The organism is Bradyrhizobium sp. USDA 3311, assembly GCF_054062495.1.
In genome coordinates this window covers 661,156-680,730 of the sequence record NZ_JBSSFI010000001.1, presented here as the reverse complement: position 1 = coordinate 680,730, position 19,575 = coordinate 661,156, and the positions used below count along the sequence as shown (strand labels likewise).

General features: G+C 59.8%; 23 protein-coding genes and 1 pseudogene. 7 read left to right on the top strand and 17 right to left on the bottom strand.

Annotated elements, in window-relative coordinates:
- Nucleotides 1-99: 99 nt before the first annotated feature.
- The 3 genes and pseudogenes from ACVWW6_RS03290 to ACVWW6_RS03280 form a co-directional block, all read right to left on the bottom strand.
- Nucleotides 100-345, bottom strand: coding sequence for a hypothetical protein (locus tag ACVWW6_RS03290; RefSeq protein ID WP_097668979.1), 246 nt, complete (start codon nucleotides 343-345; stop codon nucleotides 100-102).
- A gap of 219 nt (nucleotides 346-564) precedes the next feature.
- Nucleotides 565-786, bottom strand: a pseudogene (locus ACVWW6_RS03285) (hypothetical protein).
- Nucleotides 787-960: 174 nt separating this feature from the next.
- Nucleotides 961-1,194 carry a hypothetical protein gene (locus ACVWW6_RS03280; RefSeq protein ID WP_245448845.1) on the bottom strand — a complete coding sequence of 78 codons (234 nt, stop codon included), beginning with the start codon at nucleotides 1,192-1,194 and terminating at the stop codon, nucleotides 961-963.
- A 540-nt stretch (nucleotides 1,195-1,734) separates the two neighbouring features.
- Between ACVWW6_RS03280 and ACVWW6_RS03275 the strand changes: the two genes are divergently transcribed.
- Nucleotides 1,735-1,947, top strand: a complete 213-nt coding sequence (locus ACVWW6_RS03275) for a helix-turn-helix domain-containing protein (RefSeq protein WP_456680117.1) — start codon at nucleotides 1,735-1,737, stop codon at nucleotides 1,945-1,947.
- A 177-nt stretch (nucleotides 1,948-2,124) separates the two neighbouring features.
- Complete coding sequence (locus ACVWW6_RS03270) at nucleotides 2,125-2,304, top strand: hypothetical protein (protein ID WP_143279317.1); 180 nt, start codon at nucleotides 2,125-2,127, stop codon at nucleotides 2,302-2,304.
- 14 nt (nucleotides 2,305-2,318) lie between these two features.
- Here the strand turns inward: ACVWW6_RS03270 and ACVWW6_RS03265 are convergent, their stop codons facing one another.
- The 3 genes from ACVWW6_RS03265 to ACVWW6_RS03255 all read right to left on the bottom strand — a co-directional run bounded on the left by ACVWW6_RS03265 (nucleotide 2,319) and on the right by ACVWW6_RS03255 (nucleotide 4,018).
- Complete coding sequence (locus tag ACVWW6_RS03265; RefSeq protein ID WP_430649833.1) at nucleotides 2,319-2,579, bottom strand: DUF7662 domain-containing protein; 261 nt, start codon at nucleotides 2,577-2,579, stop codon at nucleotides 2,319-2,321.
- 740 nt (nucleotides 2,580-3,319) lie between these two features.
- On the bottom strand, nucleotides 3,320-3,496 hold the full coding sequence (locus ACVWW6_RS03260) for a hypothetical protein (protein WP_179879972.1): 177 nt from the start codon (nucleotides 3,494-3,496) through the stop codon (nucleotides 3,320-3,322).
- 102 nt (nucleotides 3,497-3,598) lie between these two features.
- Entirely contained in the window at nucleotides 3,599-4,018 is a 420-nt protein-coding gene (locus ACVWW6_RS03255; protein ID WP_143279318.1) for a hypothetical protein, read from the bottom strand.
- A gap of 547 nt (nucleotides 4,019-4,565) precedes the next feature.
- Between ACVWW6_RS03255 and ACVWW6_RS03250 the strand changes: the two genes are divergently transcribed.
- Nucleotides 4,566-4,814: a PilZ domain-containing protein gene (locus ACVWW6_RS03250; protein ID WP_097668986.1), complete on the top strand. Its 249-nt coding sequence runs from the start codon at nucleotides 4,566-4,568 to the stop codon at nucleotides 4,812-4,814.
- Between the two features lie 476 nt (nucleotides 4,815-5,290).
- On the opposite strand, the gene ACVWW6_RS03245 is transcribed toward ACVWW6_RS03250, so the two are convergent.
- The 4 genes from ACVWW6_RS03245 to ACVWW6_RS03230 form a co-directional block, all read right to left on the bottom strand.
- The gene (locus ACVWW6_RS03245; protein WP_371740486.1) at nucleotides 5,291-5,797 is read right to left on the bottom strand and encodes a thermonuclease family protein; all 507 of its coding nucleotides are present in this window, start codon (nucleotides 5,795-5,797) and stop codon (nucleotides 5,291-5,293) included.
- A gap of 24 nt (nucleotides 5,798-5,821) precedes the next feature.
- A complete protein-coding gene (locus ACVWW6_RS03240; RefSeq protein WP_161533206.1) occupies nucleotides 5,822-6,310 on the bottom strand; it encodes a hypothetical protein in 489 nt (162 codons plus the stop codon).
- 3 nt (nucleotides 6,311-6,313) lie between these two features.
- A complete protein-coding gene (locus ACVWW6_RS03235; RefSeq protein ID WP_371740488.1) occupies nucleotides 6,314-7,291 on the bottom strand; it encodes a S8 family serine peptidase in 978 nt (325 codons plus the stop codon).
- 913 nt (nucleotides 7,292-8,204) lie between these two features.
- Entirely contained in the window at nucleotides 8,205-9,326 is a 1,122-nt protein-coding gene (locus ACVWW6_RS03230; protein WP_456680116.1) for an IS630 family transposase, read from the bottom strand.
- Between ACVWW6_RS03230 and ACVWW6_RS03225 the strand changes: the two genes are divergently transcribed.
- Nucleotides 9,249-9,626: a LexA family protein gene (locus tag ACVWW6_RS03225; protein WP_456680115.1), complete on the top strand. Its 378-nt coding sequence runs from the start codon at nucleotides 9,249-9,251 to the stop codon at nucleotides 9,624-9,626. The genes ACVWW6_RS03230 and ACVWW6_RS03225 overlap by 78 nt on opposite strands.
- On the opposite strand, the gene ACVWW6_RS03220 is transcribed toward ACVWW6_RS03225, so the two are convergent.
- From ACVWW6_RS03220 to ACVWW6_RS03190, 7 genes are all read right to left on the bottom strand, one after another.
- Complete coding sequence (locus ACVWW6_RS03220) at nucleotides 9,553-10,332, bottom strand: hypothetical protein (RefSeq protein ID WP_456680114.1); 780 nt, start codon at nucleotides 10,330-10,332, stop codon at nucleotides 9,553-9,555. The two genes, ACVWW6_RS03225 and ACVWW6_RS03220, sit on opposite strands and share 74 nt — an antisense overlap.
- Nucleotides 10,235-10,972, bottom strand: coding sequence for an AAA family ATPase (locus ACVWW6_RS03215; RefSeq protein WP_246740476.1), 738 nt, complete (start codon nucleotides 10,970-10,972; stop codon nucleotides 10,235-10,237). The genes ACVWW6_RS03220 and ACVWW6_RS03215 overlap by 98 nt, the downstream gene beginning before the upstream one ends.
- Nucleotides 10,973-11,513: 541 nt before the next feature.
- Entirely contained in the window at nucleotides 11,514-11,828 is a 315-nt protein-coding gene (locus ACVWW6_RS03210) for a tyrosine-type recombinase/integrase (protein WP_371740489.1), read from the bottom strand.
- On the bottom strand, nucleotides 11,798-12,661 hold the full coding sequence (locus ACVWW6_RS03205) for a tyrosine-type recombinase/integrase (RefSeq protein WP_371740490.1): 864 nt from the start codon (nucleotides 12,659-12,661) through the stop codon (nucleotides 11,798-11,800). The genes ACVWW6_RS03210 and ACVWW6_RS03205 overlap by 31 nt, the downstream gene beginning before the upstream one ends.
- A 911-nt stretch (nucleotides 12,662-13,572) precedes the next feature.
- Nucleotides 13,573-13,782 carry a MerR family transcriptional regulator gene (locus tag ACVWW6_RS03200; RefSeq protein ID WP_097669670.1) on the bottom strand — a complete coding sequence of 70 codons (210 nt, stop codon included), beginning with the start codon at nucleotides 13,780-13,782 and terminating at the stop codon, nucleotides 13,573-13,575.
- Nucleotides 13,783-14,846: 1,064 nt separating this feature from the next.
- A complete protein-coding gene (locus tag ACVWW6_RS03195; RefSeq protein ID WP_456680113.1) occupies nucleotides 14,847-15,170 on the bottom strand; it encodes a hypothetical protein in 324 nt (107 codons plus the stop codon).
- Nucleotides 15,171-15,412: 242 nt separating this feature from the next.
- Nucleotides 15,413-16,501, bottom strand: a complete 1,089-nt coding sequence (locus tag ACVWW6_RS03190) for an LLM class flavin-dependent oxidoreductase (RefSeq protein ID WP_161533207.1) — start codon at nucleotides 16,499-16,501, stop codon at nucleotides 15,413-15,415.
- A gap of 397 nt (nucleotides 16,502-16,898) precedes the next feature.
- Here ACVWW6_RS03190 and ACVWW6_RS03185 point away from each other — a divergent pair, with 397 nt between their 5' ends.
- From ACVWW6_RS03185 to ACVWW6_RS03175, 3 genes are read left to right on the top strand one after another with little or no spacing between them, the layout of a single operon-like run.
- Nucleotides 16,899-17,645 carry an ABC transporter permease subunit gene (locus ACVWW6_RS03185; protein ID WP_456683117.1) on the top strand — a complete coding sequence of 249 codons (747 nt, stop codon included), beginning with the start codon at nucleotides 16,899-16,901 and terminating at the stop codon, nucleotides 17,643-17,645.
- Nucleotides 17,642-18,370 carry an ABC transporter ATP-binding protein gene (locus ACVWW6_RS03180; protein ID WP_161533208.1) on the top strand — a complete coding sequence of 243 codons (729 nt, stop codon included), beginning with the start codon at nucleotides 17,642-17,644 and terminating at the stop codon, nucleotides 18,368-18,370. Before ACVWW6_RS03185 ends, ACVWW6_RS03180 begins: the two co-directional genes overlap by 4 nt.
- Nucleotides 18,371-18,387: 17 nt before the next feature.
- Entirely contained in the window at nucleotides 18,388-19,392 is a 1,005-nt protein-coding gene (locus tag ACVWW6_RS03175; RefSeq protein WP_161533209.1) for an NrtA/SsuA/CpmA family ABC transporter substrate-binding protein, read from the top strand.
- Nucleotides 19,393-19,575: the final 183 nt, after the last annotated feature.

Genomic DNA, 19,575 nt, shown 5'->3' with positions numbered 1-19,575 from the left:
GCGTTCAGTTCGACGCCCTTGTCCAGCGACGTCCCGGCGAGGCGATTGATATAGATCCTCATTGCGCATCAGCTCGACACCACGGGCTGATCGTGCTGCCTAGGAGGCCAGCCGAAGATCGTATCGGCGCTTCAACCGATCGCTTGTGACCTTGGCAGCATATTGAATGCGGTCGAGATCGCCTCCGTCGTTCGCTATGACACACAATTGCCAGTTGATGCCCTGTGGTTGATAGGCCGCGTATTCGACTTCTACTGAGACGACATGTTCGGAGCCGGGGAAACTACGAATGTCCTGAAGCGCAATGCGTTCGAGGTCAGCCTTCGAAATTAAAGCTTTTGCCACCTACATCTCCTGATGTTGGCAAAGGGACGCCGAGCGGCACACCGTAGCCAACCGAACCTGCGCGGCTAAGTTCCTATGGGGGCTGCGATGCTTCGATCTTTAGCCCCGCCGCGGAGCGGAAGCGTCAATTGAAGGTAAAACCGCTTCGTCGCGTTGGCAGTAATGAAAGCCTCCAACGAATGTCGAAACGTCGTTGTTCGATGTTCCCTTTCCTCAGGCCTACTGTTGACGATCGCCGATGTCGAACGCGCCTAGACGGTAATCTTCCCCCACCGATTGCTCAGTCGTCGGCCGCGCGATCAAAGTGAAGGTCGCGTCGGGATAGCGCGTCCACACCTAAATGTCCTCTGAAGTGACGGTTAGATATCCGAAAAAGCACTTGTAGCGACCCGGCCCGGTTACCCGGCCGACTTTGTCCCACGTGACCTTATTAACGCGCATTCTTGCTCAATCGAAAAAGAAACCCGCTCCACTTTCGGGGAGCGGGCTTCTCCTGCCCATGCGTATCGCGCCCTGTCCGTTAAGCGCTCAACTAGCGTAGTTCGGATTGGTTTCCGCCCGGTTACTATTCGCAGTCAAGCGAACGAGGGCCGCGGTGATAGGACGTTTGTTGTGCTAGCTCCGCTCGTTCTCGGGCAATGATCCCGGCGGGGGTTTGAGTTCTTCTAGGCCGGCTTCGATCACCGCGAGTTCGTCTTGTATTGCTTTGACAGCACTTTGTGGGTTGATGCCCGACACGGCTTGCAGCTCAGCGAGAACCTTGCGGCGATGCGCGAGTAAGTCCGTCAGCGCGCGACGGTCCCGCACCTTCACGTAGCCAGCGACGATCAGTTCCATGGCCTTTGACACGTTCGTCGTTTCCTAATCCGCGCCTTGCAGTCATCGCGGTTGGTAAAGCACCCTCAGACCAGCTTCTGTCATGCGGCATTCGATACCCGTTTTCGTTGAGCGTCGTTCGATCCAGCCATTTCGCAGAAGCGCAAGCTTGGTTCCGGGGGTGTCGGGCAACTTCGTGGAGGCGATTCAATCGACATCCCGCAGAAAGTTGAGAAATGCCTTTTGGTCAATTTCGTCTCAAGCGAGCGCTCTGTTTGCATTGCAACTAATTTTGCATTTGCATTCTTGAGGATCAGTTACCAACCGGGTGGAGTCGGCAATCTTTTCTAAATGGCTCGAAATTATGCTTCGAACATGGATCACGAGGGCGCATCGGCGGCTTGGTTCGTTCCGGCTCTCAGGCGAAGCTACGCTCGTCTAGCAGCGTTGATGACGCGCGGTAATCGCGCGCCTGAGCCCAGCCGCTTGCCGGCGCCGCCGCGCTCAGAGCGGCCAGCTCGCTTTCCTGATCCACCGAGATGGCCAGCGCCGCCGCGCATTTAGGCACTGCGAATGACGAACAGTCGCACATCAACGCGTCCGTGGTCGCCAGACGAAGAGGCGGAATTGCTCTCGCTCTTTAGCGCAGGTGCCACAGCTGAAGAGGTCGGCGAGCGGCTAGGCCGCACCCGACAAGCGGTTTACGCTCGCTTGCAGCGCTTTCAAAAACAGCGGGGACGAGCGAGTAGGACGAGTGGGAGGTTATTCGCTCAGTTGCCGGGGTGATCTAGAACGGCGATCAATCTTTAAGGTCGCAAGATCACATCTGCTGCGGACATGGGGCCGCGATCTGACCGCATCGCCCGTTAATCCGCTGACTAACTCTCAGCCGGTACATCGAAGGTTCAATTGCCTTCACTGCAAAAAGGCCCAAGCTATAGGCGGTCGCATTGAGGGCAACCGATGACCAGCCCGACTGATAGTGAATTGCGCGCCGCTGTGACCGCCGCCATTGAGCAGTGGAAGACTTCGCGCCAGCTTCCCCACCTGTCGCCAAACGATTGTGAGACGTTGAACAAGCTGATCATTACCGGACTTCAAACCGTGCTGTTCCAGCGTGCGAAGGCCTTCGACAAGCGCTAAGCCGTATAGCTTGATCAAACCCGGCGGAATTCGACGACGCGATCTTTAATCGAAGCATGCGCGCGAAAGCCCGCGTTCATCCAAGCCCTTGCTTGGGTATGTCCAACCTTCATGGAGCTTTCGTTGCTCCACCACGCCGTGAATTTGTGAGCCGATGCTGGAAGCTTTCTCCTAAGTATCTCTTCCATTTCGGAGAAGGTTAGCCGAACGATTTGTCTGCGCTCGCTCAACAGCCGTTGATGCAATGGTTCGTAGATCGATTTTCGGAAGGTCATGGTCTCAGTGGCCGGCAAGGCAGAAATTCGCTCATCGTACACGGGCTCGCTTTCAAAATTCGGCGACCGCCAATCCGAGCCGGGGGCTCAGACGCCGTAGGCGCGACCAATCTGTTTCGTCATCGCGATCGCGGCTGCGGTATAGCGACCATCTGACAAATAGTGATCGTACGTCGTTAAGAAGAGGAGCGCCAAGAGCGCAATCAGAATTCCCTTGCACATAGCGGACTTCTCCAGCGAGGAGACTGCCAACCGAGTGTAAAATCGAAATGGAACAGGTACTTCCAAGGGAGCCGCGGTGCGGCGATTACAACCATCTCAGCATTGACGAGAAGCCGCAATTTTCGGTTAACTCGTTTCGGACCGACCTCGCAGCTTCTGCCTTTGGCACTGCGTCGCGGCGAGGCGAACTAGTGCGCCGCAGCGACGAATTTTTCGGGGCTTGGAGACCTCGCGAGGAAGCCGACTCCAGCATGTGCGCGGCTACCTCGGCTTGCCGCGCTCTTCTGATAAGCCGCTCACGTTCGATACTAGGCGGGGTGGCTAGGGGCTTCTTTCCGGAGACGCACAGCCTCTTCCGAAAGGCGCTTGTCGAGGGGATCGATTTGTTCGAAACGACGCCGTTCCTGCATGGCGCGCTCCTTCCTTGCTGGGTGGGGCGGGAGCGCAGCCGGCGTTCTCATCACCGATAGAAGCTTGCTTCGCCGCGAGCATCCGAAGCTTTCAAAATGGGCCGGCATTTACGCGGCGACGTGGAACGATGCGATCAGGGCACGTACGTCGTTGGCCAACTCGCGATAGTGTTCGCTCGCACGCAGATACATCTCGCGATTACTTCCATCCGATCGTTTGGCGATCAACTCGCATTCAGCTGCGAGACTTTCAAAACGTTCCAGTTTGGCTTGAAAACCGATCATGTGGCGTCGCCCCGAAACTCGTTACTAAAAGGGTCGCGAAAGATATTCGCCGAATTAGGTCGAGGCGAACATCGTTATCGAATATAATTATGCCGTACCAATTTACCGGGCCGCTGCGTGCGCAGTACGTCCATGTGCATCGAGGGTTCGGATGCTGACCGCGTCACCACAGTAACAGCGAGGAATGCCTTCCGCGCGCTGCGGGAGCGCGAGCGAGTGCATTCGGTCTCTCCAAGCCATCCAGTCGCGGGCTTCTCGCCATGTTTCCGTGAGCGTCGCTGCGAGCCCGTCCCAAGCCGCTTGGAAGCCGTCCCGCGCCTGGTCGAAGGTCTCAGCAATCCCGCTGCGATGCTCGCCCGGGTCAACGCCGGGATAGAAGCCGCAGGACCAGCCCCATTGCGGTGCGGAATTGGGAACGCCCGAGCGCCGGCTGATCACACCGACCCGCACGTCGCCGAGGTAGATCAGCCACGTTTCGCGATTGGGATCATCTTTGCCGCGGCGGCGGGTGAGCGGAGGCACGCCGCCATCAAAGCGGTAACTGATGAGGCCTGCAAATTATCAATCGCTTGCGTGTTGAGAGGCTGGCGAACCACTGCCGCTCGGCATCACTGCCGCCGGCCATCGCTTGCGCTACCTTTGGGCTTGGGGGGTGATCAGCAGCGCTGACCGCAAGCGTGCCGGGCGCCGATTAACAACTCGCTAACCAATTCGGGCGGGCTCTGGATATTTCGCGGGCAAGATCGCGGCGGTCTTGGGCCGCCGCTTGGTGGGGTGTTTGAGGGGCGAAAGGCGCATACTTTCAACTTGTCTGCTGTCGCATCGGTTTCTTACCGCCCTGCTTTTCCTAGGCCACGACGACGACTTTAAGGTCGTGAGCGGTAACCCAACTTCAACCGTTATCGCTATACGATCTGCTCTCGCGGATTGGTGACGAGTACCGCGGGGACGCATGGGCAATCGGAAACCCGTCAGCCCTACGCGGCTGGCGGGTTTTTCGTTAGGCTCGCAGCGCGAAGTCCTTGCCGCTCGGCAGAGTGATAGCCCGCGTTGCTACTGGAAAGAAACAGTGCTGGAACGTCGCAGACAACAGCGCATCGAAATAAACGAGGTCGCCTACATCTTCGGCGACGGATCGAGCACCTGTTGCCGCGTCGTCGACATCACCGAGCACGGAGCAGCAATCGAGCTGCCCTTATCAGCCGGGCATAGTATGAAAGGCCGGTTCAAGCTCATGATTGCGAAGGGTCGCGTCGAAAGAAATTGTCGCCTAATCTGGCGTTCGGGCAGCCGTATCGGCGTTGAATTTACGGATTGACCTGTAGGCGATTGCAGAACACTTGATCCTACAGCCGCGGGCGGCTGCGGGCCGCGAAAGCAGCCGCTCACCTCAATTTTCTGTCTAGCTTTCATCTCACATGCATCTTCTCGACGATCGCGTAGAGTAGCATGAAGATCGGCGGGAACACGAACAACCAAGCTCCGCGCTGCGCGCAAACTCGCGGTTCGGGTCGGTATGCTTTGCGAATGGTGTCGACGGCGGCGCGGGCCGGCGACGCCCAGCGGCCCGTTTTAGCATCCGTGACCGCAATTTTGTCGGCAGGCTTCGACCGTCGTCAGGGGGCTGAAATGAATGGGCGCTAATGCGAGAAGATTATCGGAAGACTGATTTCAAGCAACGATCATCGTTGCTGCGGTGCGAACACTCACCACCGCATTCATCCTTGGCGGCCAGGCCGCTGGCCATCATCGGGCCGGTGTTTCGTCTGAGAATTCGATGGCCGTTGACCCGCCCTAATGCAAGAGCGATATCGCCATGGTTCGACAAAGCTTCCGGCCCACAATGCCGGCGCTGGCGCGCTCGGCGCGCCGTTGCGCTTCGACGTATTGGCCGTTGGAGTACTTAGGCCAATCGAGCGCATGCCCGTTCGAGACCATCCAATGCGCGATATCCGGGCCCGGCTCTCCGATCTTGCAAACGGCGACGGTCCGGCCGTATTGGTCGCGGTCTTTGGGCCTACAGATAACGGGGCGCGGGATCGCATAAAATAGGCCAGCCAAGGCTGCCGCTGCCTTTTGGCCGCATCGATAGAGTTCACTGTCGTCGCCGCGGCAAAGCTGATCGTGCTCCGGCGCGTCGATGCCCCACAAGCGAATGCGCGTGCCGTGGATTTCGATCGTATCGCCATCGATGACGCTCGCACGCCCGACGATATCATGCGCAGCCGTTGGGCAGGCGGCGGCTAGTGTGGCTAAAACGACGAAAAGGCCAGTAGCCATAAGACCGAGGTTAGCCGGCAATTGCGGCTCGGTGTCACGCCCATCTCAATTCTTTCGCAGAGGTATCGCGACATCTACAATCACGCCTCCACCGACTCTAGTGAACGCCTGACATCCGACCGTCGCGTTGGGAAGAGCGACGGCAGCTTGTTCACCTGTGTCCCTGAGCGCGGCCCGATGGCATCGATGCGCCGCCGCTTCTAATTTCTCAAGGTCGGCTCCTGTGACGGCGTTTCCGGCCGTTGCTGCGAGGACGAACCAGTCGGCTGGCGGGAAGCCGCTCGCATCCCAGTTCAAGGAAACATAGGTCACGAACTTGGGGTCACAGATCAGGACCATGTCCGGCCTTTTAAAGAAGACGCTGCCGCCAGATGGCGAGAAGTGATCGAAATGCGTATTCGTCCGCTCGATGATCCGGGCCGTTATTTCCTTGCATTCGGGCGTCTCGGCTGATCGCTCGCCGGCCCAGCTGCGTGGGATCGACGCTAGCGCAACGAGTACCGTCAAAAGGAAGGGACTGGGCAGATAGCGCATAAGTTAACGGGCGCGAAGGGGTACGGCCGGGGCAATGCGTGCTCTGGCTTGATTGTAGACTTCGGAAATGCCCGGCATCGCGACGGTCACCGCTAGCCCAAACGGGACCAATTCGTCGACGTCGGCTCCGCGGTCGGGCTCTCGCTGAACGACGAACTCAATTGAAGAGGTCGCGGTCAGGGCCGGTGCTTTATCGCCGTCCCAACGTCTGGAAAAAACGGTTCCTTTGCTGGCCTGATTAGCATCTGGTTGTGCCTTCGCAAGCAGAACGCGAAAACCGCCAAGCTCGTCAGGGGCCAAAAGCGAAAGCTTGACCGATCGATACGACTGTCGTCCGGGAAGGACCGGAGTAAGCCAAGCAAGCGTTGCTCGTACGGAATGCGCGAGCGGTTGGCCGCTCATGCAGGTCGGAAGCGGAACGGTAATCGAACGTCGAGTTTCGGAGCCAAGAGTTCCTGCCGCCCAGAATGTAGCCCGATCTGATGCGCAATAGATCGCATCCTCCGCGCTGACTATTCCGAAACCCAGGAAGCGTCGGACGTTGTCTTTCTGTCGTACGTGCTGCTTTGCATCAGGAGGACCTAACACGCTCTTTATGAGGTCCGCGCTGTCTGATGGCCAAGCCGCGGTGTGGACCAGCAATGCTTTGAGGATGACTGAGCGTTGGTGCTCCGACAACGAGACGAACTGTTCTCCGTATGCCTCTTCCAACGCGTCGTGAGTTCTATGTGCCGTCCGCGATGCTAAGGCCGATGCAGCACTCGTGCCGCAAGTGTAGTGCTCCCAGTTGTTGCTCCCGTCGCGCGGCGGCGCCGCGACCCTCAAGCCATGCGGTCGCGCTCCTCCTGTCGGCCTTACAGCAAGTGCCGCCCCACTTGCCACCATCGTCAAGTGTTCGCGAGAACCCGCCATTAAGATGTCTGGCTTCACGCTGTTCGCGAAGCCCGGTCCTAAAGCGCTTGATGGGTTGGCGGTGACCATCGGTTGAAATGGGTCAACCCGGCCCGGCCCGCCGCGCCGCGACGCTCCGCAGGGCTAACTGCGTCGATGTTTGCCGAGCCCACCGTTATTCCGTTGATCGTTTCGGAGGGCGAAAGGAGGCGTCGATATCCTATCAGCGCCGAAAGCGCTGTCAGCGTTTGCGTGGCTCGCCCCGGTTGAACAGTGGCTTCGTACTCAGCCATCGTCAGAAAAGGCGGGAGATCAAACGGCTGAACGTGATTGCCCGCACTCACGCAAAAGAGAATTCCGTATCGATGGGACAGCCTGTCAAGAAGCCGTGCCCACGGCGACAGCCGACCTTGGAAGGGCTTTCTCGCGTTCCCGAGTGAGATATTGACGATTAGCACTAACCGGGCAGTGGGGTCATTGCGCGCGACGCATGGCCGTAACTGCTTGGTAAACGAGGTCGATGACAAGCCGATCTTCGGGGAATTGGTCGCCTGCGCCCATGACGGGCACGAAATGAATGCGGCGGCCTAGCGACGGCTCTGCAAGATTTCGATCGCCGTGCGCAATTAGGGAGGCCATTGCAGTCCCGTGAACTCTCTCGGCTACCAGAGCGGCGGGCTCAAGGCCGAAGAGATCATCAACATTCAGCCTGCCGCGAAGCAGGGGATGTTGAGCGACGGGTACGCCATCGAGTATCGCTAAGATTGGTTCGCCGTCTGCCGTAGGGACAATTTGGTCAGCTGGGGACTGCGCGGCATCGTCTGTGCTATCCGGCGAAGCGATACTTTGCGGCCGGATGTGCATTACAGCATCCATGCCGCTGATGCCGTTTTCTGACCGCTCTACAATTTGCCGCACGGCAGGTGCGGGCAATCGGGCCAAGAGCGCGTGATAAGCAATGTCCGCAATCCGGCTTCTTGATACTAGTGGCTCTGCACAGTGATTATGACTCTTTGGAAGTAGCAGGATAGGCGCGGCCCATTTTGGTGCGGGCCTTGTCTGTTGTGAACATCCATTTGATGCGTGAGCGGGCAGCATTTCGCTTGCGTTCCCAGGCGGTGATTTCGCGGCGCAGTCGCTTGGGGTCGTCGATCCTGCGATCCAGGCACTGGCCCCGCAGGACGCCGATTTCGATCTCGACCATGTTGAGCCAGCTTGCGTGTTTTGGGGTGTAGTGGAACTCGAGCCGTCGCAAAATCCGCCTGGCTTCGGCGGGCGGGAACGCCTGATAGAGGGCGCCGGCGGAGTGGGTCGATAAATTGTCCTGGACGACCCGGATGATCTCGGCGTCGGGATAATGGATGTCGACAAGATCACGCATGCATTGGGCGTAATCCCCTGCCGCTCGCCGCTCGGTGACCTTGACCTTGCGCCAGGGACGATGCACGTCGAGGAGAACGAAGAGATTGACCGTGCCATTGCGACGATACTCATAATCGTAACGTTCGAGCCTGCCGGGCTTGGCCGGGATGGGCTGACGCGTTTCGCCGATGAGTTGCACCGGGCTTTCGTCGAAGCACACCACTGGCCGCCTGGAGTCGGGCGCCTCGGCATAGAGGTCGAGCACATCCTCCATGCGGGCGACGTATTCGCCGTCGACCTGCGGAATGCACCACATGTCTTTGCGCCAGGGCTTGAGGGCATTCTCGGCCAGGCGCCGCCGAACCGTCTCATGCGACAGGCTCTTGTGTTCGGTGAGCTTGACCATCGCACCCGCCAGCAGCTTTAGCGTCCAGCGGGCACGGCCCTTTGGCGGACTGGCGCAGGCTGTCGCCACCAGCAAGGCTTCTTCCTTGCCCGTGAGTTTGCGCTCCGCCCCGGGACGCGGCTCTTCGCTCAGCGCCCGCTCCAGATTGCCTTCGACGAAGCGTCGCTTGGTTCGGTACACGGTCGAGCCGCCCACGCCGACGCTCCTCGCGATCTCCTCGTCGCTGGCCCCGGCATCGGCGGCCAGCAAAATCTGCGCTCGCTTGAGCTTGCGAGACGCATGCTTGCCGCCGCTGAGCAGCGCCTTGAGTTCGATGCGCTCAATTTGGCTCAGTTCGACCCGATAGCGTACATTCATGCGTGCCTCCTCGTTCGAGGCACGCACAAACAACTGAATCGGATGGCCGGCGTGAGTCCTTCGGCAAAAACCTTCACGCCCAAACAGGGGCAGTACCTGGCCTTTATCCACCTCTATACGCGGCTGCACCGCAGACCCCCCGCGGAAACCGACATGCAAGAATACTTTCGCGTCAGCCCGCCTTCGGTTCACCAGATGGTGCTCACGCTCGAACGCGCCGGCCTCATCAGACGGCAGCCAAGGACGCCTCGCAGCATTGAGGTCCTCGTTGATCCAAAATACCTGCCGGAGCTAACCTGACTGCCAGACGCAACCTGTCAAAATCACCGTGCAGAGCTACTAGCGCGCCGCCCAGCCCTCCAATCCTCTCGATGACTGCGTGTTCGGCAGCGGTCGCCAACTCTTCAGACGATCTGAACACGAGTTCGATTTCGATGGCGAGAAATTCGCCATCGCCCATCAACTCAACTTCCTCTCCGAAGATTTCTCTGTCGCTTTCTTGGACGCGGTCGCTTGGACCCCACGTCCTTATTTCACGAAGCGTTGCGAACACGTCGCGCCATGGTGCGAACCCGGCGCCCAGCTCCTGGCCCGCCGTCCATCGCTTCCATAACGACAAGATGTTCTGTAGAGCGGCTGCATCCGGCACCAAAAGATACGCTTCAGGTGCCTTGTCCTGATTATCACCTTCAAGCTCTTCTTCGTCGACTAATTCGAGCCCCGGAATTCTTCTGATTGCGTTGGCAAAGTTTGTGACGGCTCCACGGACCTCGAACACCAACAGCCGTTCTGGTGCGAGCGCAGAGGGGTCAGCGCGCAGCGTCAGCCCGGAGGGGTCCCGGCGAAGCACTTCATCCAAGCGTCGAAAACGTGGGCCGAAGGTCGCGTTCTGAGCGGCGGGAGAATATTTAGCCGGCTTCGGGATTTTTAGCTGCTTGCCGGCCGGTCTTGCGGTCGGATTGCTCGGCGTTAGCCGTAACAGTGGTTTGGTTGGATCGCCCGCCATAAATGTTCTCTGGTTTTACCCTCGACGACCAATATTCAAGTTCGGCCGTTATCGCTGAATTGATCGAAAGCTCACCGAGGCCGAGAATTTGACGGCGGCGGACGTTCTGACAGAAGTCCAGAACCTCGGCATATGAAGTCGCGTCAATCTTTTCAGCCAATTCCTGAGCCGATAGTGATGGGCGTTCCGGCCAGCCGGCAAAAAGTCGCCCGATAAAATGCGCGATTTCCGCGAGTTGAGGAGCCGGGAATGAAAGCTTGAGCTGGAAGCGCCGCCACACGGCGCGATCGAGTAATTCTGCATGGTTGGTAGCAGCGATGGTCACAACGTAGCTGGGAAGCTTGTCGATCTGCATCAAAAGGAATGAAACAACCCGCTTTATTTCTCCGGTTTCGTGGTCGTCTCCGCGCTCTTTGCCGATCGCGTCAAACTCATCGAAGAAAAGAACGCAGGGCTGGGTACGTGCATAGTCGAACAGCGCGCGAAGGCGCGCGTTCGTTTCACCTAGATAGCTTCCAACCAACGCGTCGTACCGAACGACGAAGAACGGTAACGCAAGCCCCTCAGCGATCGCCTCTGCAAACGATGTCTTGCCGTTGCCGGGCGGGCCCCGACAGAAGAATGCGATGTCTCGGCTCATAGCCGCTCGCTCGGAGCACGTCAGCGCGCACGTGCTCTTCGATCAGTTGAAGACCCTCCGCCCGAGCAGGCAAAGGCAGGACCAATTCGTCGAGCGATATGCGCGGTGTGACTTCGAGGATTGTGTCTCGGCCGGCCGCGGTGGTCGGGCGTTGAGACGATGTCGCCAAGCTGGGCGGAGTAACGGCAACCGTTTGCAACGCGCGTTCGAGCCGATCCGCATACGCATGATGGTTCTTGGCGCGCTCGTCAGCGACGATCGCCTCAACAGTGGAGCGCAGCATGGGCTTATCGCCGGCAACGCCGGCGCGCACGAGTGAGACTAGGAGATCGCTTTTGGCCATAATGGACAACCTATACGGATATTTTAGCGTCTCGACACTGCTACGAAAGGCGCTTCCTTGTGAACAACTGGGCGCCGGCTGGCGTTCCTGACCGGCCGGCGCTAACGCCCGTTTTGGTCACCTAGCATCTTCGAAGCGAATTAAGATATTGAGAACGCGTACAGAATAGTCGTCTGGTGGCTTGCCTCAGCGGCGGCGTCACGTCGCCGATCGTCGACCGGCCTTGATCGGTACGACCAAACCGGAGCGCCTCAGGTCGTCCGGACGATCGGCCCACCACTGCATCATGCGAACCCGCTCATCCCAATACTGCGCCGAGTTGTAGGCGGCCCGGACCTCATCATTGTCTTGGTGGGCAAGCTGCCGTTCGATCGCGTCGTGATGCCACCGGCGGCTTTCATTGAGGAGGGTCGACGCCGTGGAGCGGAAGCCGTGCGCCGTCATCTGGGTCTTGTCGTAGCCGAGCCGGCGGAGGGCGGCGTTCAGGGTGTTGTCTGAAATGGGCGATGCCACGACCGGATTTGGGGGAAGAGGAAGCGAGACGATCCTGTTACCTCGCGGAGGGCCGCGATCAACGCGAGTGCCTGTCGAGAAAGCGGTACCTTGTGCGGCCGGGGCATCTTCATCTTTTGCGCCGGAATGTCCCAGATGGCGTTGTCGGTGTCGAATTCAGTCCATTCAGCGTGGCGAAGCTCGCCCGGCCGGACGAAGGTTAGCGCGATCAGCTGCAACGCGGCGCGCGTGGTGGCCTGACCGTCAATGTCGTCGATGGCGCGGAGCAGGGCGCCGACTGCTTTTGGTTCGGTGATGGATGCGCGATGCTGGACCTTCGGCGCGATGAGGGCGCCGGCGAGGTCGGCCGATGGGTCGCGCGCGGCGCGGCCCGTCACTATCGCATAGCGGAAGATGCGGCCGGAGAGGCTGCGAGCGCGTCGCGCGCTCTCATACCGGCCGCGGCGTTCGATCTTTTTCAAAGCATCCAACAATTCCGGAGCCGCTATTTCCGCAATGGGGCGATCCCCGATCTCAGCGCACAGCAGGTCGACCAGCCATTTCTTTTTCTTGAGGGTCTTGGGATCGTCTCCCTCAACCTCGAACTTGGCCACCAGTTCGTCGGCGATGATCCGGAAGGTGTTGGTCCGGGCAAGGCGGGCAGCTGTTCGATCGAGCTTCCTCTGTGCCGATGGGTCAACCCCTTTCGCCAAGAGAGCCTTGTTGGCGTCGCGCGCATTGCGAGGCTCGGCGAGGCTCACAGTCGGGTAAGCACCGAGTGCGATCAGCTTCTGCTTTCCGTCGAACCGATAAGCTTGCCGCCATAGCCGCGAACCGTTGGTCTCGACAAGCATGTGTAGACCACCGCCGTCGCTGACCTTGTAGGCGTTGGTCTTGGGCTTGGCAGAGCGGCAGGGGCATATGAGGGGTCCCCCAGTGCTACCAACACACCGATCGGGCCTACCAACAGTCCTACCAACAAAATGGGCGGTTGGTCGCGAGCGATCGCGAAGGTCGGCGAATAGAAAACTGCTTATTTTCAAGCATTTCTATCACGCGAGCGAAGGTCAGCGAAAGTGGGGGAATGAACTATTGGTGCCCTGGCCGATACCGCTTAATCCCATAACCATATGCAACTAAAGTGGTTTTTAGCATCAGTTGTGACCGATGCCAACAAAAATACCAACAAACTGACAAGCGCTGTTGGTCGCCAAAGAGGCTCCTCGGCGGCGGACCCCACAATCGCCGCGCGACCGGAATCGAACCCAGCATTGCTTCGAATTCTCGACGGGATCGACCTAACATGATTATCGCGAAGTCGATGGCGGGTCTTTGTCACGTGCACGCGAAGCCGACGCAGAGAGCGCTGATCCTCGACGCGCTGCACGTCCAATGCCGATGGCGGCAATGTCCGACAACACCTGAACAAGACGCTGCGGATCGTGGACTGCAGTACTGCCCCCGGCGGTGATCACTGCGCGCGCGGCTCCAGTTCGACCGCGTCGACCCAGCTCAAGCGATGAGGGCGCGTTCGACGACGATGTAGTGGAAGCCTAACTCGCCCACGACACGGAGCACGAAAGCGCCGCAGCGCAAGGTGTTGGTGCGGGGCCACCCCGGCAAGGGCGACAACAAGAACATCCCCGTCATCTATAACCGTGCTGCCTATTGGGTCGAGCGCGTGCGTTTAATGCAGTATTAGTCTGATCGCCTCGATAAGCCTGCGCGACAGTGCGCCCGCCGTCTCGCTGAAAAGATCGGCGGCCTAGCCCGCTCTCGTTTCGACCCTCGGCAGCGAAGCGTGATATTCATCCACGCTGTCGAGGTCGATCATGGTCTTGCCTCCCATTTTGTAGGCCCTGATCCTCTCGAGGGCGATCAGCTCATAAGCCTTAGTCTTTCCGAATTTGCCATACCGGCAACCGTCCTTGAATTCGACGATTCGGCGCCGGTTGCTGTTATCATTGTCAACCATGAGTCCCTGCATGTGCTTCGATGATCTCCCCATAATCGGCTCAAGCCTGGCTGAGTGAGATGAGCATTTTCCTAGTGCGACTCTTTTGCCGATGCGGGCTTACAGAAAGGCGCCGCTTTTGCGGTAGTTGACGAGTTCCCGCTGACTTGTTCAACGCCTTCTGCGCGTAACCCTTTTGCCCAGGATGCGTGATCTATATCGCCTTCGGTGCCAAACAAAGGGCTTCTGATGCCGCGGCCAACTCCTGCGCGCGGTAGCGTACAAATCGGACGGATCGGAAGCGTCGTTGGCAAGCTCGTAGCCTGCCGTCCCGTGCTCGCTTGGCCCTGTACGGCAACCTCAGAAGCGCCGGTGGAAGCGAAACTTCAAATCCTCAGAGTCAGGCGTTCCAATTAGTTCCTGTGCAACATTGCAACAGCTACAGCGAAATTTGCCGTCGTCCTCTTAAGGCTGAAGCAGGAGTTCGATCCCGCTATGGAGCGTCCAAAATTTCAGTGACATAGATCTGTTTCGGCGAAGCCGTCGAATAGCCGGATATCCGTTCTCGCCATTGCGGCGAGCTTACCGAACATCGTTGGCGACAACTGTCGCGTCGAGGAACGCTATTGCCAAAGTGCTCTTTTCACTGAGGCAAAACTCCGCGGGACACATCATGTCGGCAAACAAATCATCTTTATTTGAGGATGGATATTGACTGGAAGGTCACGATGATGGCTCGATCACGCGCTTTCATGGAGTTTTCATGCACGCCCCATCGCCACGCAAGAGCACAGCAGACAGCGAGCCGTCACCACGCTCCAGCCCCTCAAATGAACGTCCTTGGACCGCAGTAGAAAAGCATAAGCTGCGAGGCATGGTCGATCGAGGACTGCCGACGAGCAAGATTGCCCGCAATCTCAGACGACCACATGCCTCCGTTGTGGCGATGGCAACGAGCTTGAGGCTGCCGTCCGAAAACTGAGTTCATCCCGGCACATTGCCCAACCCGCTGGGGCCGAACGGATTGGCTCCGTCTGCCCATAGGGCACCGAAGAATATCTTTCTCACAAAGCGGACTGCGCAAACTATCCGAGATGCGGCACCACGAGTTTTCGAGTCGCGTCCGCGAATTCGGCGACGACATGGCGATAAGCTGACGCTTCCTGGGTGGTCGCGGCGCGCGGCGGATAGCTTGCGCCTGCCGTCTGCAGCCGTTGCAGGCAGAATCGGTCCAACACCTGCACAAACCAGACCCAGCGATGGTCGCCGCCTGGGTCATACCCTTCGCTTCGAATGCAAGGCTTCTGACGCCTACCGGGACGACATAGACTGTATGCGCCGTTTTGCAGCAGACAGACAATGACCCGCTCGATGGGATCGATGGGATCGAGGGGATAGCCATGCTTCACTTCCCGAGATGATTAGCGGAACAATCAAAGCTCGCTTTGACATCAAACCTGGATGGGCACGAAGTGGTTGATCGCCAATACGTTCCCAGGACCCGAGACCTACGTCGACGGTGCGTACCCCATTCTTCAGAAGCGCGAGCTGTTCTGGATGGAATACACCGGCTCTCTGCTCGCGACCACTTTGTTTAGTCGCTACGCGAAACAGGCGCCGGAAGTCGCGTCGACCCAACCGCCGCAGAGATCTAGCCAAGGGACCGGGCCAGCCGCTCGGCGGGCCCGGTGGGTTGCTTCGCCCGCACGCGCGGGATCACCTCGAGCGCAAATCGGCGCATCTCGGCCTCGAACGGCTGGAATTGCAGCATGAAGAGCTCAATGCCGGCTGCATGGAAGGCCTCGATGCGCGCTGCGACCTCGTCATAGCTCCCGACCAGTCCCGCTGCCGTGCCGCCATTGCTGCCGACGCGCGGCGTCTTCTGCATCGTCTGCATCATCACGACCTTGGGGTCGGTATTCTGCTTCTGGATGGCCCTCATCGGTGCATCCTTTGCAGCCAGGCTAAGCAGCCGCTCATAGGCCGCCTGCGCCTGCTCCCGGGTTTCGCGCGCGACGACGAAGGCCGACAGACCGAAACGAAGCGGCGCCGCACCCCGCGGACGCGCGGCGACATTGGCGATCAGGCCGGCCACATCCTCCAGGGGCTGACCATTGATGAACCAGACGTCACCATGGCCAGCGACCAGGTCGCGCGCTGGCTCGGATTCTCCGCCGACATAGATGGCAGGGCGCTTGCGGTACAGGCTGGTCGGGCGCAGCGCATAGTTGGAGACGTTGAAGTGATCGCCTCTGTAGTTGAGGCGTTCACCCTCCATCAGGCGCGAGACGACCGAGATCCATTCCGTGCCGTAAGCATACCGAGCGTCATGATCTGGAAAGCCAATCCCCGCCTTCTCCAATTCCGGGCGGTTCCAGGCATTGACGAGGTTGATCGCAAAGCGGCCGCGGCTGATGTTCTCGATGCCGAGTGCGAGCTTCGCCAGCACGACGGGATGATAGAGATAGGGCTTGATCGCGGCGATGATCTCGATTCGAGTGGTCAGCGCCGCAATTGCCGCCGCGGCGCTCCAGGCCTCAAGTTGATCGAGATCTTCCTGATGTGGATTGATCGTATGTTGCGCGATCAGCGTAGAGTCATAACCGAGCTCTTCGGCTGCGAGCACCAGATCCCGATTACGCTCCCATGACGCATCATAGGGCTCTTCCGGGTCATGGTGCGCAGCTCGCGGCCCATGCACCAGCGCCCAGATGCCGAAACGAATGGGTGCAATCGCCATCATGCTCTCCCGCAACTTTCTCTCGCTATGCCATCGCATCGGTACGCGTTCTCGCCGCGGGCTGACGAAAGATCAAGCACATCCACCTCAAAAGATTTTCTTTGTCGCGCACCGGTGCCGTGACGGCAGCAGATCACTCCTGAGCGAACGCCAATTGAAATAGTGCTCTATTTCTGTCGAGCCCATTTCGTGGGACATTTTCCGCGGATGGCAAGTTGTTGGAATCGCACCTCCTGCATCAGATGCAGTGCGTGGAACGGGGTCTCACGTCTTGAGCAATATCGAACTGAGCCAAATCGACTACACGGTGATCGGTGCGGATGACGCGCCGTCATCGCAGGGCAGCGTTCAATCGCCGGCGCGAGGAAGCAAGCTTGGTGCTCGCGGCCTTCAGCTCCTGTCCTGGATCGCGCCTGTGCTACTCGTCATTGTCTGGGAGGCGCTTGCACAGGCGGGATGGCTTTCGCCACAGGTTCTGCCCGCGCCGAGCAAGGTCATCCGAACAGCATTCAAGCTTGCGACCACCGGGAGCCTGTTGAACGACCTTGGCGTCAGCCTGCTGCGTGCCGCAGCCGGCTTTGCGGTCGGTGCTGCGGTTGGCGCCGCGCTGGGCGTTCTTGTCGGCTTCTCGCGAATCGCGGAGGCCGCGATCGACCGCAGCGTGCAGATGATCAGGGCCGTCCCTTTCCTCGCCGCGCTCCCCCTCGTCATCGTCTGGCTGGGCGTCGGCGAAGCGGAAAAGATCTTCCTTGTCGCGCTCGGCGTCACGTTCCCGATCTACATCAACACCGTGCTCGGCATCCGCCAGGTCGATCCCAAGTTGCTCGAACTTGGTCGGGTCCAGGGCCTGAGCTCGATCCAGCTGATCAGACGCATCATCCTTCCCGGCGCGTTGCCCTCGATCCTGACCGGCGTCCGCTATGCCCTGGCCACGGCCTGGCTCGCGCTGGTGGTGGCTGAAACCATCGGTGCCCAATCGGGGATCGGCTTCCTCGCGATGGATGCGCGCGAATTTCTGCGCACAGATGTGATCGTCCTGACGATCGTGATCTACGCGCTGATCGGCGTCGCGGCCGACGCCATTGCCCGCTTTCTCGAACGTCGCCTCCTCGCCTGGCATCCGAACTACGGAGCGGAGCGATGAACGTGCACGTCGCTCCGCAGTCTTCTACGCCATTCGAATCCGGACCGGCTGTCGTTGTCAGCAACCTCGTCCGCAGCTACGGCAGCCGCGTCGTGATCGAGAAATTGAACCTGCGCATCGATCGTGGGGAGTTCGTCGCCCTGCTCGGCGAGAGCGGGTGCGGCAAGACAACGCTGTTACGGGCGCTGGCTGGGCTCGATCCCATCCAGCGTGGTCGTATCGTGGCACCCCGCCGGCCGGCCGTGGTGTTTCAGGAGCATCGGCTCCTGCCGTGGGACAATCTTTGGCACAACGTGGCGCTTGGCTTGCAGGTTCCGGATCCTCGCGAGCGCGCCGCCGAAGCGCTTACCGAGGTCGGCCTCGGTGACAGGCTCGAAGACTGGCCCCGCCATCTCTCCGGCGGGCAAGCCCAGCGGGTCGCCCTCGCCCGCGCGCTGGTGCAGCAGCCCGAGCTTCTGCTGCTTGACGAGCCGTTTGCCGCGCTCGATGCGCTGACCCGTATCCGCATGCACCAGTTGGTCCGCGAACTGGTGGCCGATCATCAGCCGGGCGTCCTGCTCGTCACCCACGATGTCGACGAAGCGATCACCCTCGCCGATCGGATCCTCGTGATGCGCAACGGCGCGATCGCTTTCGAGCATCGCGCCGTGCGTGACGGCTCGACACCTATCTCGCGCGCCGATCTCCTCGGCGAGCTTGGCGTGGTCCCCCATTCTCACAGCTAGTCATCCGGAAGGCCGACATGTCCGACTTTTCATCCGCCAAACCATCCCGGCGCAGCTTCCTCGGCTCCGCAGCTTTTGGCATTGGCGCGCTCGCTGGCATGAATATCAGCGAATTCGCCCAAGCCGCACCTGGCCGGACCACCGACACAGTTTGCCTGACCTGGGGCTTGAGCGGCCTCAACCTGATCGCCAAGGAGCGTGGCGAGTTCGAGAAAGTGCTGGCCAAGGACGGCATCAAGGTCGAATGGCTCGGCCCCTTCCCGAACCATGCGCCGACCCTGCAGGCGGTCACGGGCGGAAGCGCCGACTTCAGCTTCGGCGGCAGCACGACCCCGGCTCTCGCCGCCATCATTGCAGGCTCGCCGCTGGTGTTCACACAGTTCGTGGTCTACGAGCCCCGCACCACGGCGATCATTGCCAAGGACGGCTCCGGCATCGACAAGGTCGAAGACCTCGTCGGCAAGTCAGTTGCGGTCAACCGCTCCGGCCTTGGAGAATTCCTGCTGGTCGCCGCGCTGGAGAAGCACAAGGTTGACCGTTCCGCGGTGAAGTTCGTCTATCTCAATCCGCCTGATGCCGCGCCGGCACTTGCCTCCGGCAAGGTCGACGCCTGGTCGATGTGGAGCCCCGGCGTCGATATCGCCCGGCTTGAATACAAGGCGCACGACATCTTCCTGGAAGGCCGCGATCTCGAATTCCAGATCGACTACACGTCCTACCTGACCACTCGCAAATTCGCGACGGACAATCCCGCGCTGGTGCGGGCCGTGAACGATGCGTTCCGCGCCGAAGGGAAATGGGCTTCGGAGAACGCCAAGGACGCCGAGTACATCGCGCAGAAGACCGGCAAGTACAGCGATGAGCTCCGCGACCAGTTCATCGCGCTGAAGCGCCAGTATCGCTATTTCGCGGTCAATGACGAGCAGTTCGTCAGCGAGCTGCAAAAGGCCGCCGACTGGCTCGTCGCCCGCAAGGTTCTGCCCGAGCCGGTCAGGGTGGCCAATCATCTCGCCCAGCTTTGAGAGCCCTCCAGCCGGTCAAGGCAATGAACAAGACCTATCCACGCTCTCCCTCACGCCGTCGGAGCCGCTCAAGGCCGGCTCTCCGGAACTCAAGGCTCTACTCAACCAGATCGGGCCAGTGACCGCGTGGCGCGGGCAGAGTTGTTCTTGGACTTCCTTACTTCTGAGCAGCGCGGATCGCCC